We start from the raw sequence: 17,877 nt of genomic DNA, 5'->3' as shown, positions 1-17,877 counted from the left end.
CCCAATCCGTATGACAATTGATTGAAAGCCAACCCCATGACCGACAACACCATCTCTTCGGCCGTCATCATCGGTGCCGGTATCTTCGGCGTTTCCACCGGCGTGCAGCTTGCGCGGCGCGGCATCCAGGTCACGATCCTCAATGATGGCCCGCCCGCCAACGGTGCTTCCGGCCGCTCGCTCTCCTGGCTGAACTCGGCGCGCATGCGCTCTGAACCCTATCATCGGCTGCGTATGGCCGGCATCGACCGTTATCGCACGCTCGCGGCACAGAACCCGGATGCGGAATGGCTGCGCTTCGATGGCGGCCTGACCTGGGATGCGGATGACGAGCGCAACGAGATCGACGCGGCCTATCGCCACGAGGTTTCACTCGCCTATGACGCGCAGCGGCTTTCCGCAGCCGAAGTCGCCCGTGTCGCGCCGGGTCTCGACGCAGGCGCAATCACCCCGCAGGGTGCGATCTTCAATGCCGGGGAGGGCTGGGTCGATCTGCCGACACTGATCGGTGTGCTTCTCAAGGAATTTTCCGAGCTCGGGGGCGTTCTGGTGACGGACCAGGGGGCTGCGCGGGTCGTGATCGAGGGTGGTCGTGCCGTTGGCGCCGAAACCGCAAAAGGTTACCTCCATCGGGCGGACGCTGTCGTGCTCGCCACCGGGCCGGCCGTGCCAAAGATGGCTGCAGAAAGCGGACAGACCATCGGGGACGGGACCCCGATCGCCCTTCTCGTGCAGACCAAGCCGATCGCCCATCCCCTGCGTGCTGTCCTCAACACGCCACGTGTCGCTATCCGACCAGCGCCGGGCGGTACTTTTTCGCTGGATGCTGACTGGGCAGCAGAGGAGGGCGTGACAGTGCGCGCCGACGGCACTTGTGAGATCGATGACGAAATTGTTGCCGAACTTCTGACGGAGGCTGCCAAGGTGTTGGAGGGCAATCCGCGACTCGAAGTCGCTTCGATCAGCGTCGGTGGAAAACCGATTCCGGGAGACGGCGAGCCAGTAATTGGAGCCATCGGAGCCATCCCCGGTTATTATGTCGCGTTCAGCCACAGCGGTGCAACGCTTGGCCTGATCGTGGGCGAGTTGCTTGCTTTCGAGATTGCCACTGGAACCGAACATCCCATGCTCGCGACCTTCCGACCGGAGCGTTTCTCGAAATAACCAGCATCGGGAAAACCTATGGAAGGTAAGCCCGTCCGATCGTGGCGGGCATACTTTGCCGCAAGGCGCTGCAGAATTGTGTTTCGGAAGGTAAGGGAGCAAGCCACTTACCAGTTATCGGCCGGACGAGGACTGGTTATGACGTCGAAATAAAAGGATGAAAGTAACTTGGCAAGATAACTGAACTCAGAGTGGCAGTACATCATGAGTCCAAGCCCGATCTCGTCTGGCATCTGTGTCCCTTCTCGGTGGTATACAGACCGAGTGCGAACCTGCTGCGCAAAACCAGCCCGTCAAGCGTATCTCTGCCACATGCATCGTTCGGCCCGAGACCAGCACACCATCGGAATCCTGAACCACGTTGTCGCCTCGGGGATTCTCCGAGCGCTCCGATGTAGCTGTTGCCCATTTTCCCGTTTTCGTTCCAGACAGGATGGCGTTTGCGATCGTTTGGATGCCACCAGAGCAAATGCTCCCCGGTTTCCAAATACTTGAAAGCACCAGTCAAGCATGACGCCATTGTAGCCCGGCGTGACGGTTCGGCAAGTGACGACGAAGATAACCGGCACAGCCCGAGCAATCCTTGCCTCGCTGATTGGGTGAGTCTCTGCGGCGCTGCTCTGGGCCTCGAAGTCCCTTACGAATTCCCAGACAAGGAAGCGTATCGACGAGTCGACGACTGTATCAGGCTTTTCGCGCCGATCTTGAATGGCGCAACGTCGACCGGATGACGACCCAGATGCAACCAGCCGATCTTCAATCTTCGCGCTGGGTTCAGAAGAGGTTCAGTGTTGACGGACCATGGTGGCCATATCTCATCATTCGCAAGGTCGGGCAAACGAACGTAGCGGCAATCCACGGCAGGGTAGGGCAGCGTCTTTTGCCGTGTAAACGCCTCGCCACTTTGGTCAACGTTACCAACCACTAGCTAAGAGCGCCCTGGAGGTATCACCTGTGCGAGCCCAATATCACCCAGCGGCTTTGACGTTGTGGCCGCCGGCACGCAGCAGAGCCATAAGGACCGGACCAAGTGAAAATTCACCGCGCTTCGCCTTGCTTGTCAAATCCCGCAGATATCCGCCCGCTGAGTTGATGTGACCGCCGCGCTCAAGAATGCAAGCGATGGTCACCGCCGCATTTTCCGGACCCATCACCTCACAGGCCTCCTGATATGCCGACGGGCTGACACCCAACATTGATCGAACCGCCACGGCAGCCGTCATAAGCTCCCGCCAGTTTCTGATCTCCCCTCCAGGCCCATAGTTCGAAATTTCCGGGCAAGCACGCAAGACAAGTCCAATCGGGAAAGCCTTTATCGGCACATGCACGGCCCGCCCATTTTCACTCGGCTTCGCTTCCAGCTCGTTTCGAGAGCTTGGTTCAAGTTCATTAGGAGGGTTGGTATTTGAATTCTGTATGTGCCGCTCAATTTGGGCATCACTGGTGTTCATTTTTGATGAAAAGTCTCCGGAATTCAGGAGTTTGACGATATCCTCACGCAAACTGCTCATCCTGACTCCGAGATCGCCAAGTTCAGCCAGGCTGGGGCTGCGCGGGATTTCTCTCACGAGAGCAATATAGCGTTCCTCGATTTCGTCCCAATCGCCTGCAGCCCCTTCTTCAACAGCTGCCGTGATGAGCTTGCGGATATCACGCCGGCAGATTGTCAGGTTTTCCTTTGCCCGTCTAAAGGCAATTCGATCGGCCGCAACCTGCTGGGCGAGGCATGCAAGCTCCTCAGCGCGCATAAGAAGCGGCGATATGTCGAAACCGAAGGCGTGTTCGATCGATCCATCGTTATCTTTTCTGGCATAGCGTTTACCGTTGGCGCTATCCTTGCGGATGATCAAGCCGGCCTCGACGAGGAGCGCAAGATGCCGACGCAAGGTAGCGCCCGCAATGCCATGTGCACGAATTGACAGCTGAATGTTCGAGGGAAAGACGATGAGTTGCGCGTCCTGGCGCAGTTCGTTCTCAGGATAGAAGCTCAAGAGCGCGTCGAGAACCGCGAGGCTGCGATCCTGCAGACCAAGCACCTCCCGAGCTTCCGATGCGTCGCGGAAAACCTTCCACTTGTTTGCCGATTTACCTTCCTCGATCCTGCTGGTGGCGATCTGCCGCCTCACAAGCGCAAGGGTAACCTGTCGTCGCCCAAAGGGCGTCGTCACTTGTCCACCTTCCATGTCTTCGCCTCTCAAAAAGGCAAAAGAAGAACGCTCACCGAAACGGCGCCAAAGACTCTTGACTAGGTTTCATGGAAATGCGATTCTCAAGCTCTCACACAACGAGAAGGGCTTCCATGACGGCAACGTTTCGGGGGCCTTTTTCTTTTGCGCGCTTTCCTTCCTTAATTCGTGCCAAAATCCGCTTGCGGTTTCGATCAGTTCTTCGATTTCTCACGACTGAAGCGCTCGGCCAGCGCTGGCAACTCTGATTCAATAAAGCTCAGGAATTCCACCGAGGCCGGCGTGTACGCTGAAATACGAACCTCCTTGGCCGTACGCACAAGCCTGCCCAGTTGCTCGCCTGCGGGGCCAGCAATGACTTTGCCAGTCTCCTTCAAGGGAGCTTTCGGTTTCAGAGCATTAAATGCTGCCAGAAACTTCTGGTCTGATCCCAGGCGCTTTTCGGCGCTGACGGATAAAGCCTTGCTCACTGCATCGTGCAGATCCGGCCTTTCGGAAAAAGCCTTTGCAAAGTCGGCCCATCTCGGACGGCCAACCTTCGCCGCCCGCCCGATTGCTTCGATGATTCCGGACGGGACGGCGCGGTAAACGGACCGCATGCGTGCCAGTTCAGGATCGTCGATGGACAGGGCAGCCTTGATATCGCGAGGCTTCACATTGGCATCGTCCATACGGCGGGCAAACAGGGCGCGCTCAATCCAGGTCAGATCCTGGCGATCGGCGTTTTCAATGCCCTGTGCGATGACCAGTTCAACGTCCGAAATCTCTACCTCGATCGCCTTAACCGGAATTCCGAGGTCCCGGGCGGCCTGGAGCCGGCGGTGGCCGTAGATCACCTGATAGCGGTCAGGTGAGGACGGTGATTTTCGGACCTGGATGGGAACCTTTTGGCCTTCGGAGCGGATTGAATTCCTGAACGCCTCGAAATCGGAGGCATCATCGTCAGGAAGACGATCGGGAAAGGGCGAGGGATCGATTTTGGACGTATCGAGTTCACGGATGGCGCCTCCGCCGGCCTCGACCAGCGCCTTCAGGCGATCGCGTTCCGATTTGATGTCGTCGATCGCCCGGTGCGCCGCACCAATCACACCCGCACCGACACGAGCGGATGGACCGGGTTGGGGAGCGGCGGCAGGGTTCTCCGTCGACAGCCGGTTTTCCAGTTCCGCAGAGAGCAACCCAAAATTTGCTACGATGGATTTACGCGATGACTTGCTGGTCATGTGCGCCCCCAACTGGTGTTGATCAGTTTCACAATGGCTTCATTGACGGCGTCGACCGCCTCGCGGGCTCGCTTGTGTGTGTCACGGCCGATCTGGCCCATTTCGAGTTCGTAGATGGAGCGTTTTGCAAGTCCCGCTGCCTCGACGGCTGTGCTTTCGATCAGGGTTGGAAGAAGCACATCGGTACCAAACAGATGGCGCATCATGGCGACAACCTGAGACTGGGGCGCATCGTTGGGATCATGACGGGTGACGAGATAGCGAATGAAATCCTGATCGAGTTGCGCGCCGTTTTCATTCAGCACGCTGATCAGGTCTCCCATCATCAACAGGAACTGGCTCATGGAAGCCACGTCAAGCATCGCCGGATGGACGGTGATGATCATGCTTGTGGCAGCGTAGATTGCGCTGAGCGTCAGGAATCCGAGGGACGGCGGCGTATCGAGGATAACCACGTCATAATCCCGATCGACCTCGGCCAGCGCCAGCTTCAGTCGCTCGAAGAAAATTGCCCCAGAACCGGATTTCTGCGCCAGTACCCTTGGCGTCTCGTGCTCATATTCCATGAGCTCGAGGTTGCCCGGGATCAGGTCGATGCCGTCGAAATAGGTCTTGCGAATAATGTCGCGGATCGATCGACGCTCGGCGTCGTCATAGCGCAACGCCGCATAGATGGTCTCGTTGGCGCCGACGTCAAACTCGGGCTGCGCACCGAAAAGAGCAGAAAGCGAGGCCTGCGGATCGAGATCAAGTGCAAGGACACGATAGCCCTGCAAGGCGAGATAGTGTGCAAGGTGAACACAGGTCGTGGTCTTGGCACTGCCACCCTTGAAGTTGGCAATGGCCACGACCTGGAGGTGTTCTCCCTCGCGGCGCCTCGGTAGGAATCTCAACGCGTCTGCCGGCTTCTGGCTAGCGAAGAGTTCCCGCAACTCGTTGATCTGGGCCAGGGTGTAGACCCGATGATTGTTTTCCAGACGTCCGGGATTCGGGCCACGCCCTTCACTCGACAAGAGTTTCAGGGTGGAATCAGGTATGGACGTCAGCTTTGAAACTTCATTGGTCAGGAAGGGGCGCAGGCTTTTCTCCGACTTCGGCGGATACATGCGTGTGCGCAGTTCCTGCAACTGCTGCGACAAAAGGCTTGCATGGCGGGCAATCTTGCCGCCTGCATCTTCCTTCCGAGCAATTGTTGCTTCAATCTTGTTCGCTATCGCCATATCGCCCCCTTGGCGGACAAAGTTCGGTTTGCCGCCCAAAGCCCGCCAAAGGTACAACACGATTCTCGCGTCGCGTCCAGAGATTAAAAGTTAATGAACTCTTAACGTAACCACGTACGTCCTGAACAAAGGCGGCGCTGCTATTACGTTATTTTATTGGCTTTCCAATGCCTTAACACTTTAATACGGGCAGCTTTGATTGTCGTTCGGCCCAGGGTCAACTATGCAAGCGCCCGCCGTTTGGAACCGGTCCGGGATCTCTGTACAGCCTCCCAGGGCCGCGATGTGAAAGAACCCGGATTTGTAGAATTCACCAACTGCCGCCCGATTCCCGAATGTGCTGATTTCCATCCAAAGAAAAACGGGGAACTTCATGCACATCATGGCTATCGCCGCACCTCGCAACGAAGGCGAGAAAAAACTGCTGGAAGAGCACCATAAACTTCGTGCGCGGGTATTTTCAGGACGCCTGGGATGGGACGTACACGTCCACGGCGGACACGAACGCGACGCTTTTGACGATCTGGGACCGACATACATACTCGCCGTCTCCGAGGGCGATCACGTGCTCGGCTGCGCGCGCCTTCTTCCGGCAGTTGGCCCCACGATGGTTGGCGATGTTTTCTCATCGCTCCTTCCCGACGGTAATCTCCACCCCCACGATGCCATGATCGAAAGTTCGCGCTTCTGCGTAGACACCTCTCACGAAGTGGCCGGGCGATCAAACAGGGCTCACGAGACGACGCTCGCCATGTTTGCGGGGATCGTCGAGTGGTCCTTACTCGCCGGCTATACCGAGATTGTAACCGTGACCGATTTGCGCTTCGAACGCATGCTCTCCCGTGTCGAATGGCCACTGCGGCGCATAGGTCCCGTCAAGAAAATAGGCACCACAACAGCTGTCGCGGGGATTCTCCCGGTCTCCTCATTGATCTTCGAAAAACTTCAGCCGGCAAATTACTGCTCAATGATGGAATTTCGTCCCAACACGTCCAAAGGAGCGGCTTGTGGCTCATCCCTCGTCCCATGCCAGGCTTGCCTCGTCCCATGCCAGGCTTGTCAGAAAGCTTAAGGAGGCGCTCGGCGACCAGCTTTGCTCGGCCCTTGATGACGGCGCGGTGGTCGAAGTGATGCTCAATCCCGACGGCAGACTGTTCATCGAGTATATCGGTCGGGGTATTGCGGCGGCCGGGGAGATGTCGGCGTCGGCAGCAGAAATGTTGATCGGGACCGTTGCGCACGCTCTTCGCTCGGAAGTCGGCATGAACCAACCAGTCATCTCGGGCGAGTTGCCCATCGGCGGTCATCGATTTGAAGGCCTGCTTCCACCGGTCGTCGCAAATCCAGCCTTTTCGATCCGCCGGCGGACTTCGCGTCTCATAGCGCTCGACGAAGTGGCAGAGCTTGACACTTACAGGACGCTGGCTGCCGCGTCGGCAATGTCGCAGACCCTGCCAACCTGCCATCTCCGATGGCGTAGCGATACAAGTTGGCCATGGCCAGCTTTTGCTACGCGCTTCGGGGTGTTTTAAGCATAAGGCCCGACCAACCTGAGTTGAGCGGGCGGTGTGGATTTCAGATGTTCAGTTTGCTGCCGGGACCGGGCAGTCCAAATCGCCCTCGGTGCACTGCAGGTAACCTTTGAGGTCTTCTGTGCGGCTTTGGGTGAGACCTTCGTGGCATGAGCTGTTGACGAACGGATATACGGTCCCAGTACGAACGTTTGAGGTTTGAAAATTGCATTCGGCATCGCGAAACGCGATCCATGCCCTCTGTGTTGCAACGAGTAGCTTGGTAGTATCGGCATCGTCCTTCAGTCGCCCTTCGATCTCCTTGTAGACCTTGTTCATTTCTGCATCCGATTTCTTCAGCGATTCAGATGCGCAGACGTTCATTTCAGTCTGGTTGGTTTTGTCGCCACAACTTTCATCCGCAAACGCGAAGGTTGACGCCGCCAGAACAAATGTGACGGACAGCAGCAAAGCTTTCATGGTGAACCTCTCTCCCTTTAGATGTGCGTTCGAATACCATACGCCGAGACGGAGCTTATCCTATTGGTTGTTTTTTGCGACCACCGGTTCTCATGGTCGATCTTTTCGATAGATTGGCAAGCTCTTCGTTATCTAAGCAGGGCAGCACAGGCGAAGGCGCCGTCAGGGGTCAGAACAAGATCAGGGTGAAATCGTACGCCAAGCAAATTTGTCCATATTCCCAGCAGTTTGCCATCTATTCAGATTTCCAACAAAGTGTTCCTCAGGAACCTGAAGAAACTGTCTCGGCTTTGCCGAAGTTGACAAGGTCGCAGTTCGTGAAGGTGCTGTCGCCGGGCCTTGAAGTTCCATAGCATTACAGCGTCGATTTCGATTTCCCGCTCGTTTCCGTTGCCTGGCAGCGCGCTTTTTGACTTCAGTCTGTCTCGCCTGCGACGTTGGTCTGAGATTTTTGAAGACAAAGGGTTGCTCAAGCGATTGCTTAAGTCGTAACCGTTCGATTGGGCTTGACCACTCAAGGCGTAGTGACGACTTGTATGAAATTGAGTAATTGCCAACTGGCGTCTGCTATAAATCGCATGCTGCCGTCAAATTCAAACGTCAGGAGACAAGAGGTGTTATTGCGTCGCAAGCTGATCGCCATCTTCCCTTGCCTGGTGCTAACCCTCTTCAACACGGCTGCTCCCTACACAATAAAAGTTCACGGTGTCTCGGCGACCGTTGCTGAACAGGTGGCCGATGCCAAGGATGGCAACGGGAATGGTGGCGGTGGAGGCAGCGGAGGCGGAGGCAGCGGAGGAGGTAGCGGGAACGGAGGAAGTAGCGGCAACAGTGGCGGCAATGGTAACAGTGGCAGCAACGGCAATTCGGGCGGCAAGGGAAGCAATAACGGCCAATCGTCGGGCACCGGAAATGCTGCGAAAAGCCAAACCGATGTTAATGACGCGGCGAATTCAGGTCGCGGTGCCCTGACTGTTCGCCATAGGGATGGCATCAGCGAAAGTGTCCAGCGCGGACGATACGTGATGAAGGACGCGAAAGGCCGAACAATCGTCAACCGCGATGCAACGACCGCAGACGAGCAGCGGCTCAGATCGTTCCTTCGTTAACGGCGTCTGTCAATCTCGTCGCGAAACGCCATCGCGGCTTCCGTCCGGTTGCTCACGCCAAGCTTGGTGAAGATCTGCGTCATATGGTGTTTGATCGTCTTTTCGTGCAGGTCCAGCTTGAGACCGATATGCTTGTTGCTTAATCCGGCAGATGCAAGCGCCAGTACCTCCTGCTCCCGATCCGTCAACGCGGTAAAGGGATTGGCCCCTGCGCCTGATCCGCTTTCCGAAATCAGGCGTGCAGACAGGGTCGGCGCAACGTAGCTGTCGCCTGCCGCGACGCTTCGAATGATATCAGCAAGTGCACGTGACCCAACCCCTTTCAGGACGTAGCCCTTCGCTCCACTCTTCACCGCTGCCATGACGTCATCGCCTGCCTCGGAAACCGTCAGCATCACGATCTTCTGGCCGGGCACCTGGTCAAGTATAAGCGGGATAGCCTCGAGCCCGCCTCCAGGCATGGAGATATCGAGCAGCAGGACATCCGGTCGGTGCTCTGCCGCTATGCGTAGCGCGTCTTCCTTGCTGCCTCCTTCTCCGACGACGTTGAACCCGTCCATTTCCATCAGGCTTCGGATGACACCTTCCCTGAAGAGGGGGTGATCATCCACAACTGCCAGGCTGATTTGCTGCGCCGTCATGCCTGCTCCATTTCCTCGATATTAAGGGACATTCGCACGGTGGTCCCACGCTCGGATGAAAAAAGATGGAAGACGCCACCCAGGCTTTCAACACGATCCCTCAGGCCGGCAAGGCCGAGTTTCTGGGGTGAAACATCGCTCACGCGGAAGCCCTGTCCTTTATCGATAACTTCGATGATAATCAGTCCGTCTTCAGATGTTTGCGCAACCTTTTGCCCGAGGCCGCCGGCATGGCGATATCCGTTGTTCAGTGCCTCCTGTACAAAGCGATAGATGCATATCTTTGCCGAGGTCGAGAGGCTTGCAGGCGTCTTGTTCATCGAGAGTTCGGCAGAAGCGCCCGTGCGCTGCCCGTGCGCGAGGATCGCACGTTTCAGCAGGTCAGCAAGGCTATCCGTTTCTATGTGGGGCAACATCAGCCCGCTGCAAATACCACGGATTTCCGCCATAGCGTCATCGAGGCTTGTCTTGATGTTCGTCAAGGATGCTTCGCGATCTTCGGCAGGAGTGCAAGGATCGGTGAGCATCGGGCTGTCAAGGCGTAACGAGGCATAGGCGACCAATTGTGCGGGACCGTCATGCAGGTCAGCACCGATGCGGCGCAGATAGCTCTCGTTAAGCGAGGTGGCCCTTTGCGTGGCGCGCTGAACACGTGCACGTAAAGCTTCGTTCTGCCGCAGCAGGGCGGACAGTTCAGCGACGCGATCACTGAGCGCCTTGCGCTGGCTGTCAATAGTACGGCTTCCACGCAAGACGATAATCGACAGGAGGACAAAAAATGTCATCGTAAATGCAGCAACCATGAACCAGCTCAACAGCCGAGCCTGATTGAGGCTCCACTCGAAATCATGGGCTACCTCGAAAAATTCAGAGACGGCGACGACTTTGCCAGACCAGGGCTGCAGGACAGGATTGTAGATTTGCAGAAGTGGATTTTCACTGTCGCGTTCGGCCTCGCTCTCGATGTCACCGATCCGATTGAACCTTGCTGCCATTCGGCCGGAAAAGGCCGTTCTGAGGTCATCAGAAAGCGGGAACTGCTTGCCGGAAAGATTCTTGTCGCTGGAATAGAGAATTGTTCCATCGCTGCGCCAGAGCCGGAATGAAAAAAGGCGCTTTCCAAGTGCGCCCTGACCAAGTGTCTCATCCAGGGCCCGCGTTATCGAATCGTCCAGAGCATGGGTGGTTTGCATATCAGGCAGAAGAGGGGCGATCACGCTGTCGACATAAAGCGCTGTCGTCGCTGCGGAGTTACGCGTCACGGCGTTTTCGATCAGGCTGGCAACGAAGTAACCCACGATAACCATCGCACAGACCGCGACAAAACCACCCGCAAGCAGGAATTGCCTAGCAAGGGATTGAGAATTCCAGCGTGCGACGAGATTTGTCAGAGGCACTTTGTATTTACGGCCTGTCGGCAGAACACGCATTATCAGCACTCATCTCCCAACCTTTATAGCTATCCTGGCAAAGCGGATTGTCAACCGTTGCCTCGGGGAGGCGCGGGTTTGCCCCGAAGATGAGCCCGTTCTCACTCCATACAATCAGGGACCATCGGGCGCGATCAATCGGACTATGGTCCGAATGCCCAAGGCATAGGTCCGAGCGGAGTAGAAACCTGAAATTTCGGCAATATTGTAGTGCGCAACAACTGCTGGCACCGCGGCTCGAACTGAAGCGGCGGCAAATTTTATGAAGGACGTTCTCATGAAAATCCGCTCTGTGATCGGTACCGCAAGCCTTGGCCTTGTCCTCGCCGTTGCCCCCATGGCAGGAAATACCGTCGGCCTCATGCATGCTGCTTTTGCCAAGGACGGAAACGGCGGTGGTAGTGGCGGCGGCAATGGTGGTGGCAATGGCGGCGGAAACGGCAGTGGCAACGGGGGAGGCCATGGTGGAGGCAAATCCGGCGCCGGCGAAAGCCGGGCTTCCTCGAACTCATCCGCGCACAAGGGCTCTTCGACATCATTGAAATCGCATGATTCAAACAAGCCCTCAAAAAACCACGGCGAGAAATCGAAAACGCACAGCGCAAAGCCCGGCACTGGCAGCCTTAATTCGATGAAGAGAAATTACCATGCCTATCTGAATTCCAAGGATCCCAAGATGGCAGCGCTTGCCGCCTACGTGAAGGCATATGCGGAATTCGAAATTCAGTACGGGGTGACGGCCGTGCCCACGGATCCCGCGCTTAGCGAGACTGCGCTGGTTTCGGCGCTGGAACAGTTGGCAAACAGGCCGGTGACCGACGAGGAGCTTGCCGAGGCGAAGAGCATTCTGGGCGCCGGAACAGACACAGGGAAAATTGCAGAAGTTCGCGATGCTCTCGAACAAGAAGCCGGAAACTGAGAGACAGCCGGAGAGGGAACGGCGACGCCAGGACGAGGCCCGGTCGGCGGCGAGTTTTCTGCCAGGCCCCTGGGGAATTCGGCGTCGACCAATGCTATTGAATTGCCGGAGCAATAACCGGCATTATCGCCGGATCAAGCCGCCCGCCGCGGGCTTGATCCGGCGATATCATGTGGGCGAGACGCATGTCGTGTGCGTGAGTGGGAGGCGGATACCTCCCAATCAATTGCCTGCAGAACCGATTATGTCGAGCCCGAATGGACCGGCTGTATCCCGGAAAGTGGCTGCGGCTACTAACCTCCGTCCGTCGTTATGCCGCGCACTTGCCGACACTCAAACCAATGTCGATCGCGCCGTGTACCCGAAAGCGGCAAACGCCCGGCGTCGGGCGAGTAACGACCGCCACGGCAGTCCTGCATTTATCAACGCCTTCAAACTCCGTTTCCCGGGAATAGAAAGTTGGAGAAACGGCCCGCAGCTTTCCAAGGCGCCATTAGGCGGCTGCGGCGCCTTGACTGCGAGCTTCCCGACTCATCGCGACGAAAATAATCGAAGCCTGGATCTGGTGTTTCGCCAGTTTCTTCAGACCGGCTCACGTTTCAAAAGACGGCCTGGAGCGTGCCAGACCTTCAGGCGACTGCATCGCCTGTCCGGATTTCAGCGGACTGTTCATACGCCAGCGCAAATTCCAGCGTTTCCCGGTCACGGCGTGGTGGTCCCACCAACTGTATACCAGTAGGCAGGCCATTCACCCCGAAACCCGCAGGAACGGCTGCCACGGGAAGTCCAGCCAGCGTGGGACCGATCACCACCTCCATCCAGCGATGATAGGAGTCCATGGATTTGCCGTCGATTTCGGTCGGCCAAGAGAGGTCGATATCGAAAGGGAATACCTGTGCGCTCGGCATCAAAATGAAATCATACTGTTCAAACAGTTTGCAGAGATACTGGTACCAGGCCGTCCGGACGACGGACGCATTGAAGATATCGGTGGCACTGCAGGAAAGCGCGATGTCGAATTCAAACATCTGTTGCCGATTAAGAAGCAACCTTGTTTCTGCCTGGTCATAGAAGGTGCGCAGACCGTGGGTCACGTTGAAGCTGCGCAATATCATCCACGCTTCCCACAGCTTCGGCAGTTCAAAATCCGGCACAAGTTCATCGATATCGCAACCCATGTTCGCCAGAACGGCGAGAGCCTTGCGATCAACATCCAGAACGCCGGCTTCAAAGGGAAGATATCCGCCGAAATCACCGAACCAGGCGACTTTCATTCCCTGGGTTATTGCAGGACTGCGGATTGCCAGGCTTTCGTCCGCCAGGGAAAGAGGGTCGCGCCGGTCATAACCCGCCTGCGTTGCGAGAAGCAGGGCGGCATCCTCCACCGTCTTGCCCATTGCGCCAGAAGTGGCAAGCTGGCCGAGAAAGAGCTCGTTCCCTTTTGCGCCTGGCACTCTACCGAAGCTCGGCCGGAAGCCGATTACGTTGTTGAAGGCAGCAGGATTGCGCAGCGAGCCCATCATGTCAGAGCCATCTGCGACCGGCAGCATTCGGCAGGCGAGCGCCGCCGCCGCGCCACCCGAAGAACCGCCGGCGCTTCTGGTCGCGTCATAAGGATTTCGGGTTGGGCCGTGAACGGGGTTGGTCGTATGGGACCCGAGGCCAAATTCGGGAGTGTTGGTCTTGCCGATGAAAATCGCGCCTGCGGCGCGGACGCGTTCCACATGGAGACTGTCTGCGCTGGAAACGAAATTATCAAAGAGCGGGGACCCCCAAGAACATGGCAGGCCCTGAACTTCGGAGAGATCTTTTATCGCCTGGGGGAACCCGTGCATCCAGCCCCGCGAGCGCCCCTCCCCAAGTTCCCGGTCACAGGCGCGCGCTTCGTCCAGCAACTCTGTGCTTGATCGACGAAAGACGATCGCGTTCACGGCCGGATTGAGAGTATCGATGCGATCGAGGTAGGCTTCCATTACGGAAAGGCAGGAAACCTGCCGCGAGTGGATTGCCCTGGAAAGCGCAGCTGCGGAAAGCCGGGTGATGTCGCCTGTCATCAATCTGTCCTCAATCCAGTGTCGCCAGAAGGCCGGCCATCAGCCTGCCGCGATCGACCAGGCTGTCAATTTCGATGTGCTCTTCGAGAGTGTGATAACCTGCGCCACGCAGCCCCAGACCACAAAGCGTGGCAATGCCAAGCGCGCCCGTAAAATTGCCATCGGAACCGCCGCCTGAACTGCCGTGGGGAAGGCAAACGCCAAGACTGTCGGCAAGCATACGAGCCTTTTCGTACAGCGCCATGGTTTCAGGTCGAGCCGGCGGCCAGACCGGTCTGGTGACGCCGCAGGTGACCGAGAACTCCACCTCGTTTTCGATCCCTGACAAATTGAGCATTCGGGCGATCCCGGACGCAAGATCGTCATCGGTTTTCGCCATAGACAACGCTTCGGCCGTGCACAGCGAAGAGACGCAATTGACCCATTGCCCGCCATGAATGACGCCGACGGAAAAAGTGCAGTCGTCGTCGCTCATTGCATCTATCTCAATTACTTTGCGGGCCATTTCGCGAATTGCGGACCGGCCAGATTTCGGCGATACGCCGGCATGCGAGGGTCTGCCACGCGCCACCAGGTTGTAGCGGGCAATGGCATAGCGACCGGTGACCACCCCGTTCTCCTCGCGAGCGGGTTCGGGTACCAGCACGTATTTGTTACGCCGGGCCTCAGCCTCGATCAGATCGCGGGTTGAGGGTGTGCCGATCTCTTCGTCGGGAGTCAGCAACACAGTGACGGGGAGGCGGGTGCCGATGCCCGTGTGCAGAAGCTGCCTCATTGCTTCGAATACCAGAAAATTTCCACCCTTCATGTCGAGTATGCCCGGGCCATAGGCACGTTTGTCATCGATGCGAAAGGGCAGTGCGTTCAGGGTGCCAACCGGGTGAACCGTATCAAGATGTCCGGAGACAAGAATTCCCGGGGTGGTGTGCGTGTCGCCAAAACGTGCACGCAGACTGCCGCCAAGCCCCATACGGCCGGGAATTCGTTCTATTGTGGCACCAACCGTTGCGAAATCGGTGGCAGCAAGATCCATCATGCGATCCACGGCAGCAGCATCGAAAGTCGGGCTTTCGCATTCTATCCAGGGCTTCAGACGCTTCAGCATCGCGTCTGCTTCAAAGGGAAGTTGGGTGAAATCCATGGTACGCGGTCTCGTTTCGTCGTAACGGGACGTCCAACCCTCAAGGGAGGAAGCAATCCCGATCTCGTGGCAGAGCAGGGGGGAATCAGGCAGCGAGACGTTTTTCGACGACACGCGCCAGAAGGCTCGCACCAACCGGCAGAATGTTGTCATCCAGAACAAAACCTGGATTGTGCAACTGTACCGATCCGGCATGGCCAACCGTGCAGTAGACGCCAGGAACCTTGTAGAGCATATCGGCAAAGTCCTCGCTGCCCATGACGGGCTCGTCCTTTGTATAGACAAGGTCTGCACCCACGATGTCGCGGGCGGCATCAGCGAACCCCTCTACGAGTTCTTCCGTATTGATGAGGACGTCGAAGACATTGCGAATGTCCGTTACAATCTCGACATCGAAAGACGCGGCAAGGCCGGCTGCGATGGTGCGCATGCGCTCACGGATCTGTTCATTCACCTCGCGGTCGAGATAACGCACTGTGCCAGAGACTGTCGCTTCTTCCGGAACAACATTATATGCGGAACCGGCATGAATCTGCGTGACCGACAGCACGGCCGCCCGAAGTGGAGAAATGTTGCGCGACACAATCGATTGCAGGGCCGAGACCAGATGAGTTGCGACAATGACGGGATCCTTGGAACCTTCCGGACGGGCACCGTGGCTGCCGCGTCCCCTGATGTGGAAATCGAAGAAATCCGCACCCGCCATGGCGGTGCCCGGTTTAATGCCGATCTTGTTTGGCTCCTCGTTCGGCATATTGTGCAACCCGTAGAGTTCATCACAGGGGAAACGTTCGAACAGGCCGTCTGCCAGCATGGCGCGGGCTCCACCGCAGCCTTCTTCGCCAGGCTGAAAGATGAATACGGCCGTGCCGGCAAAATTGCGGGTTTCGGCAAGGTAACGTGCCGCACCAAGTAACATTGTCGTGTGACCGTCGTGGCCGCAGCCGTGGAAGCGGTTCGTGATTTTCGACGCGTAAGGCAGGTTGGTGCGCTCCTCCATCGGCAGCGCGTCCATGTCGGCCCGCAGGCCGATGGTACGCCCGTTCCCCTTCGCTCCCTTGAGGACGCCAACAACGCCGGTCTTGCCGATGCCGCGATGCACCTCGATGCCGTAGCTCGCAAGCTTCTCGGCAACGATGCCGGAAGTGCGTATCTCTTCGAAACCGATTTCCGGATTAGCGTGGATGTCATGGCGAAGGGCGGTCATTTCATCGTGCCAGGAGGCAATTTTCTCAATAACGGGCATTGCTGATATCCTTGAGATCAAAAAAGCGACGGATCAGGAGAGGGCGGTAGAGAGGGGGGAAAGACGGATGCCCGGGCGAAGCCTCCTCCACGGGAGGGCCGCCGGGTCCACGGCCATTGGACCGGGTGCGGCACAAACAAGAATTGTCTCGGCAAACGGTTCGAAATCTGCGCGGAAATGCACCGAGCTCTTGTTGACGAGAATGCTCGACGTTTCCGGCTCGATGCCGAGATAGCGGAACAGGCCACGGTCGGCCATCTGCACCTTGTGCGAGGCAACGGCTACGCGAACGCCACCGATCCTGAGGCACGCCGAAGGTCCCAGCCGCATCAGGGTGTCGCCGTAGTAGGGACCGGTGACGCGCGTCAATCCGTCGGACAATGCTTCAACGACGAATTCGGCCTCAAGCGGCTCATCACCGGGGATGCCGGATTTTCCACCGAGCGCGATGCGGATTGTTGCGCCGACGCCCGCTGCCTGTGCTGCCTGGGCAGCCTCAGGGTCGTAAAGCAGGCCAAGCGCCGCGTTCTGTGCACCGTTGTCGATGAGAGCCCGCAACATTCCGGTCGTATCGGAATCACCACCGGCCCCGGGATTATCCTGCGTATCCGCAAGCACGACCGGCTTTACAGCGGTTGCGGCAAGACGCATTGCCTCCTTCACGCCCTCATCGGCACTATAGACGCGGCCGGCAAAGGCGGGCTCACTGGCATCGATCAGGACCTTTAGCTCATCGGCGGCAAGGTCTGCTGCTTCCTGCGTCGTTCCATAGGAGAGAACAGTCGCGCCGCAATCGCTGAAATCGGCAGCCGGGAAGCCGGGAAAGAAGGAGAGCGAGACAGTTGTTTGCTCTTCTTCCAGTCCTGCGAGCCGGGCGTAGATCGATTGCGCCGGCTCCATCTCCGTACATTGCCACGATATCGGGATCAGGTAGTCGATCTGACGATAGGATTTCGCAAAACGCTCACCGTCCATCAGACGGTCAAGCAAACCTGCGGCCCGTTTGCCGGTCAGGGCCATGTCCACATGCGGATAGGTTCGGTAGCCGATCATGACATCGGCGTCGCGCACTGATTGCCGGGTTATGTTACCGTGCAGGTCGAGACTGACAGCGACAGGTATGTCGTTGCCGACTGCGCTTTTGATGCGGGCGAGAAGTTCGCCCTCACCATCGTCCAGATGTTCACAGACCATTGCCCCATGAAGATCGAGATAGATGCCGTCGAGGGGCAGCGCTGCCACGATGCCCGCAACGATCTCACAGGCAATACGCTCAAAGGCATCCTCGGTAACGTGAGCAGAAGGAACGGCGCTGGCCCGCAGTACCGGAACCACCTCCCATTTCGCTTGCCGGGCATAATCGAGCGCGCCCTCGATACCGGTATTGGCGCCCCTGACGAGAGCGATCATCTCCCCTCCACGGCAGAGCGGCAGATGGCCGGACCCCTTTAGAAAGGCATCATAAGTGGCTTTGGTTGGGGCAAATGTATTGGTCTCATGAATGAAACCGGCAAAGGCGACACGCCGGGATGTCATCAATCATTCTCCTGGTA

The 17,877-nt window shown here is 57.5% G+C and carries 14 protein-coding genes and 1 pseudogene; 5 read left to right on the top strand and 10 right to left on the bottom strand.

Going from position 1 to position 17,877, the window contains the following annotated elements; translation table 11 throughout:
* Positions 1-36: 36 nt before the first annotated feature.
* A complete protein-coding gene (locus tag QRN60_RS21015; protein WP_111817886.1) occupies positions 37-1,164 on the top strand; it encodes an NAD(P)/FAD-dependent oxidoreductase in 1,128 nt (375 codons plus the stop codon).
* A gap of 968 nt (positions 1,165-2,132) precedes the next feature.
* On the opposite strand, the gene repC is transcribed toward QRN60_RS21015, so the two are convergent.
* The 3 genes from repC to repA all read right to left on the bottom strand — a co-directional run bounded on the left by repC (position 2,133) and on the right by repA (position 5,793).
* Complete coding sequence (repC, locus tag QRN60_RS21010) at positions 2,133-3,347, bottom strand: plasmid replication protein RepC (RefSeq protein WP_111785295.1); 1,215 nt, start codon at positions 3,345-3,347, stop codon at positions 2,133-2,135.
* 197 nt (positions 3,348-3,544) lie between these two features.
* Positions 3,545-4,573, bottom strand: a complete 1,029-nt coding sequence (gene repB, locus QRN60_RS21005) for a plasmid partitioning protein RepB (protein WP_111785294.1) — start codon at positions 4,571-4,573, stop codon at positions 3,545-3,547.
* Complete coding sequence (gene repA / locus QRN60_RS21000) at positions 4,570-5,793, bottom strand: plasmid partitioning protein RepA (RefSeq protein ID WP_162686299.1); 1,224 nt, start codon at positions 5,791-5,793, stop codon at positions 4,570-4,572. The genes repB and repA overlap by 4 nt, the downstream gene beginning before the upstream one ends.
* Before the next feature lie 373 nt (positions 5,794-6,166).
* Here repA and traI point away from each other — a divergent pair, with 373 nt between their 5' ends.
* Entirely contained in the window at positions 6,167-6,865 is a 699-nt protein-coding gene (gene traI, locus QRN60_RS20995) for an acyl-homoserine-lactone synthase (protein WP_111785292.1), read from the top strand.
* Positions 6,801-7,247: pseudogene (locus tag QRN60_RS20990) on the top strand (P-loop NTPase family protein); the annotation flags it as partial. The gene traI and the pseudogene QRN60_RS20990, both read left to right, overlap by 65 nt.
* A 129-nt stretch (positions 7,248-7,376) precedes the next feature.
* Here the strand turns inward: QRN60_RS20990 and QRN60_RS20985 are convergent.
* Positions 7,377-7,784 carry a lysozyme inhibitor LprI family protein gene (locus QRN60_RS20985; RefSeq protein WP_020808206.1) on the bottom strand — a complete coding sequence of 136 codons (408 nt, stop codon included), beginning with the start codon at positions 7,782-7,784 and terminating at the stop codon, positions 7,377-7,379.
* Positions 7,785-8,398: 614 nt separating this feature from the next.
* On the opposite strand from QRN60_RS20985, the gene QRN60_RS20980 reads away from it, so the two are divergent.
* Positions 8,399-8,893, top strand: a complete 495-nt coding sequence (locus QRN60_RS20980; RefSeq protein WP_162686298.1) for a hypothetical protein — start codon at positions 8,399-8,401, stop codon at positions 8,891-8,893.
* Here the strand turns inward: QRN60_RS20980 and QRN60_RS20975 are convergent.
* Positions 8,890-9,534: a response regulator gene (locus QRN60_RS20975; protein ID WP_080865335.1), complete on the bottom strand. Its 645-nt coding sequence runs from the start codon at positions 9,532-9,534 to the stop codon at positions 8,890-8,892. The two genes, QRN60_RS20980 and QRN60_RS20975, sit on opposite strands and share 4 nt — an antisense overlap.
* Complete coding sequence (locus QRN60_RS20970) at positions 9,531-10,964, bottom strand: sensor histidine kinase (protein WP_111785289.1); 1,434 nt, start codon at positions 10,962-10,964, stop codon at positions 9,531-9,533. The genes QRN60_RS20975 and QRN60_RS20970 overlap by 4 nt, the downstream gene beginning before the upstream one ends.
* Positions 10,965-11,226: 262 nt before the next feature.
* On the opposite strand from QRN60_RS20970, the gene QRN60_RS20965 reads away from it, so the two are divergent.
* Positions 11,227-11,883, top strand: coding sequence for a hypothetical protein (locus QRN60_RS20965; RefSeq protein WP_162686297.1), 657 nt, complete (start codon positions 11,227-11,229; stop codon positions 11,881-11,883).
* Between the two features lie 629 nt (positions 11,884-12,512).
* Here the strand turns inward: QRN60_RS20965 and QRN60_RS20960 are convergent.
* From QRN60_RS20960 to QRN60_RS20945, 4 genes are all read right to left on the bottom strand, one after another.
* Positions 12,513-13,937 (bottom strand): amidase, encoded by a 1,425-nt coding sequence (locus tag QRN60_RS20960; RefSeq protein WP_111785287.1) that lies wholly within the window; start codon positions 13,935-13,937, stop codon positions 12,513-12,515.
* Positions 13,938-13,947: 10 nt separating this feature from the next.
* Complete coding sequence (locus QRN60_RS20955) at positions 13,948-15,078, bottom strand: M20/M25/M40 family metallo-hydrolase (RefSeq protein WP_111785286.1); 1,131 nt, start codon at positions 15,076-15,078, stop codon at positions 13,948-13,950.
* An 85-nt stretch (positions 15,079-15,163) separates the two neighbouring features.
* Positions 15,164-16,324 (bottom strand): M20 aminoacylase family protein, encoded by a 1,161-nt coding sequence (locus tag QRN60_RS20950; RefSeq protein WP_080865340.1) that lies wholly within the window; start codon positions 16,322-16,324, stop codon positions 15,164-15,166.
* 33 nt (positions 16,325-16,357) lie between these two features.
* A complete protein-coding gene (locus QRN60_RS20945; RefSeq protein WP_111792145.1) occupies positions 16,358-17,860 on the bottom strand; it encodes a M81 family metallopeptidase in 1,503 nt (500 codons plus the stop codon).
* Positions 17,861-17,877: the final 17 nt, after the last annotated feature.

Origin of the sequence: Agrobacterium sp. CFBP2214 (genome assembly GCF_030209895.1) — a bacterium.
Taxonomy (GTDB): Bacteria; Pseudomonadota; Alphaproteobacteria; order Rhizobiales; family Rhizobiaceae; genus Agrobacterium; species Agrobacterium radiobacter.
This window is presented reverse-complemented; position numbering and strand designations above follow the sequence as displayed.

Excerpts from the sequence above, each read along its gene's own strand:
- QRN60_RS21015 (WP_111817886.1), top strand. The coding sequence starts at position 37 with ATGACCGACAACACCATCTCTTCGGCCGTCATCATCGGTGCCGGTATC.
- repC (WP_111785295.1), bottom strand. The coding sequence starts at position 3,347 with ATGGAAGGTGGACAAGTGACGACGCCCTTTGGGCGACGACAGGTTACC.
- repB (WP_111785294.1), bottom strand. The coding sequence starts at position 4,573 with ATGACCAGCAAGTCATCGCGTAAATCCATCGTAGCAAATTTTGGGTTG.
- repA (WP_162686299.1), bottom strand. The coding sequence starts at position 5,793 with ATGGCGATAGCGAACAAGATTGAAGCAACAATTGCTCGGAAGGAAGAT.
- traI (WP_111785292.1), top strand. The coding sequence starts at position 6,167 with ATGCACATCATGGCTATCGCCGCACCTCGCAACGAAGGCGAGAAAAAA.
- QRN60_RS20985 (WP_020808206.1), bottom strand. The coding sequence starts at position 7,784 with ATGAAAGCTTTGCTGCTGTCCGTCACATTTGTTCTGGCGGCGTCAACC.
- QRN60_RS20975 (WP_080865335.1), bottom strand. The coding sequence starts at position 9,534 with ATGACGGCGCAGCAAATCAGCCTGGCAGTTGTGGATGATCACCCCCTC.
- QRN60_RS20970 (WP_111785289.1), bottom strand. The coding sequence starts at position 10,964 with ATGCGTGTTCTGCCGACAGGCCGTAAATACAAAGTGCCTCTGACAAAT.
- QRN60_RS20965 (WP_162686297.1), top strand. The coding sequence starts at position 11,227 with ATGAAGGACGTTCTCATGAAAATCCGCTCTGTGATCGGTACCGCAAGC.
- QRN60_RS20960 (WP_111785287.1), bottom strand. The coding sequence starts at position 13,937 with ATGACAGGCGACATCACCCGGCTTTCCGCAGCTGCGCTTTCCAGGGCA.
- QRN60_RS20955 (WP_111785286.1), bottom strand. The coding sequence starts at position 15,078 with ATGGATTTCACCCAACTTCCCTTTGAAGCAGACGCGATGCTGAAGCGT.
- QRN60_RS20950 (WP_080865340.1), bottom strand. The coding sequence starts at position 16,324 with ATGCCCGTTATTGAGAAAATTGCCTCCTGGCACGATGAAATGACCGCC.
- QRN60_RS20945 (WP_111792145.1), bottom strand. The coding sequence starts at position 17,860 with ATGACATCCCGGCGTGTCGCCTTTGCCGGTTTCATTCATGAGACCAAT.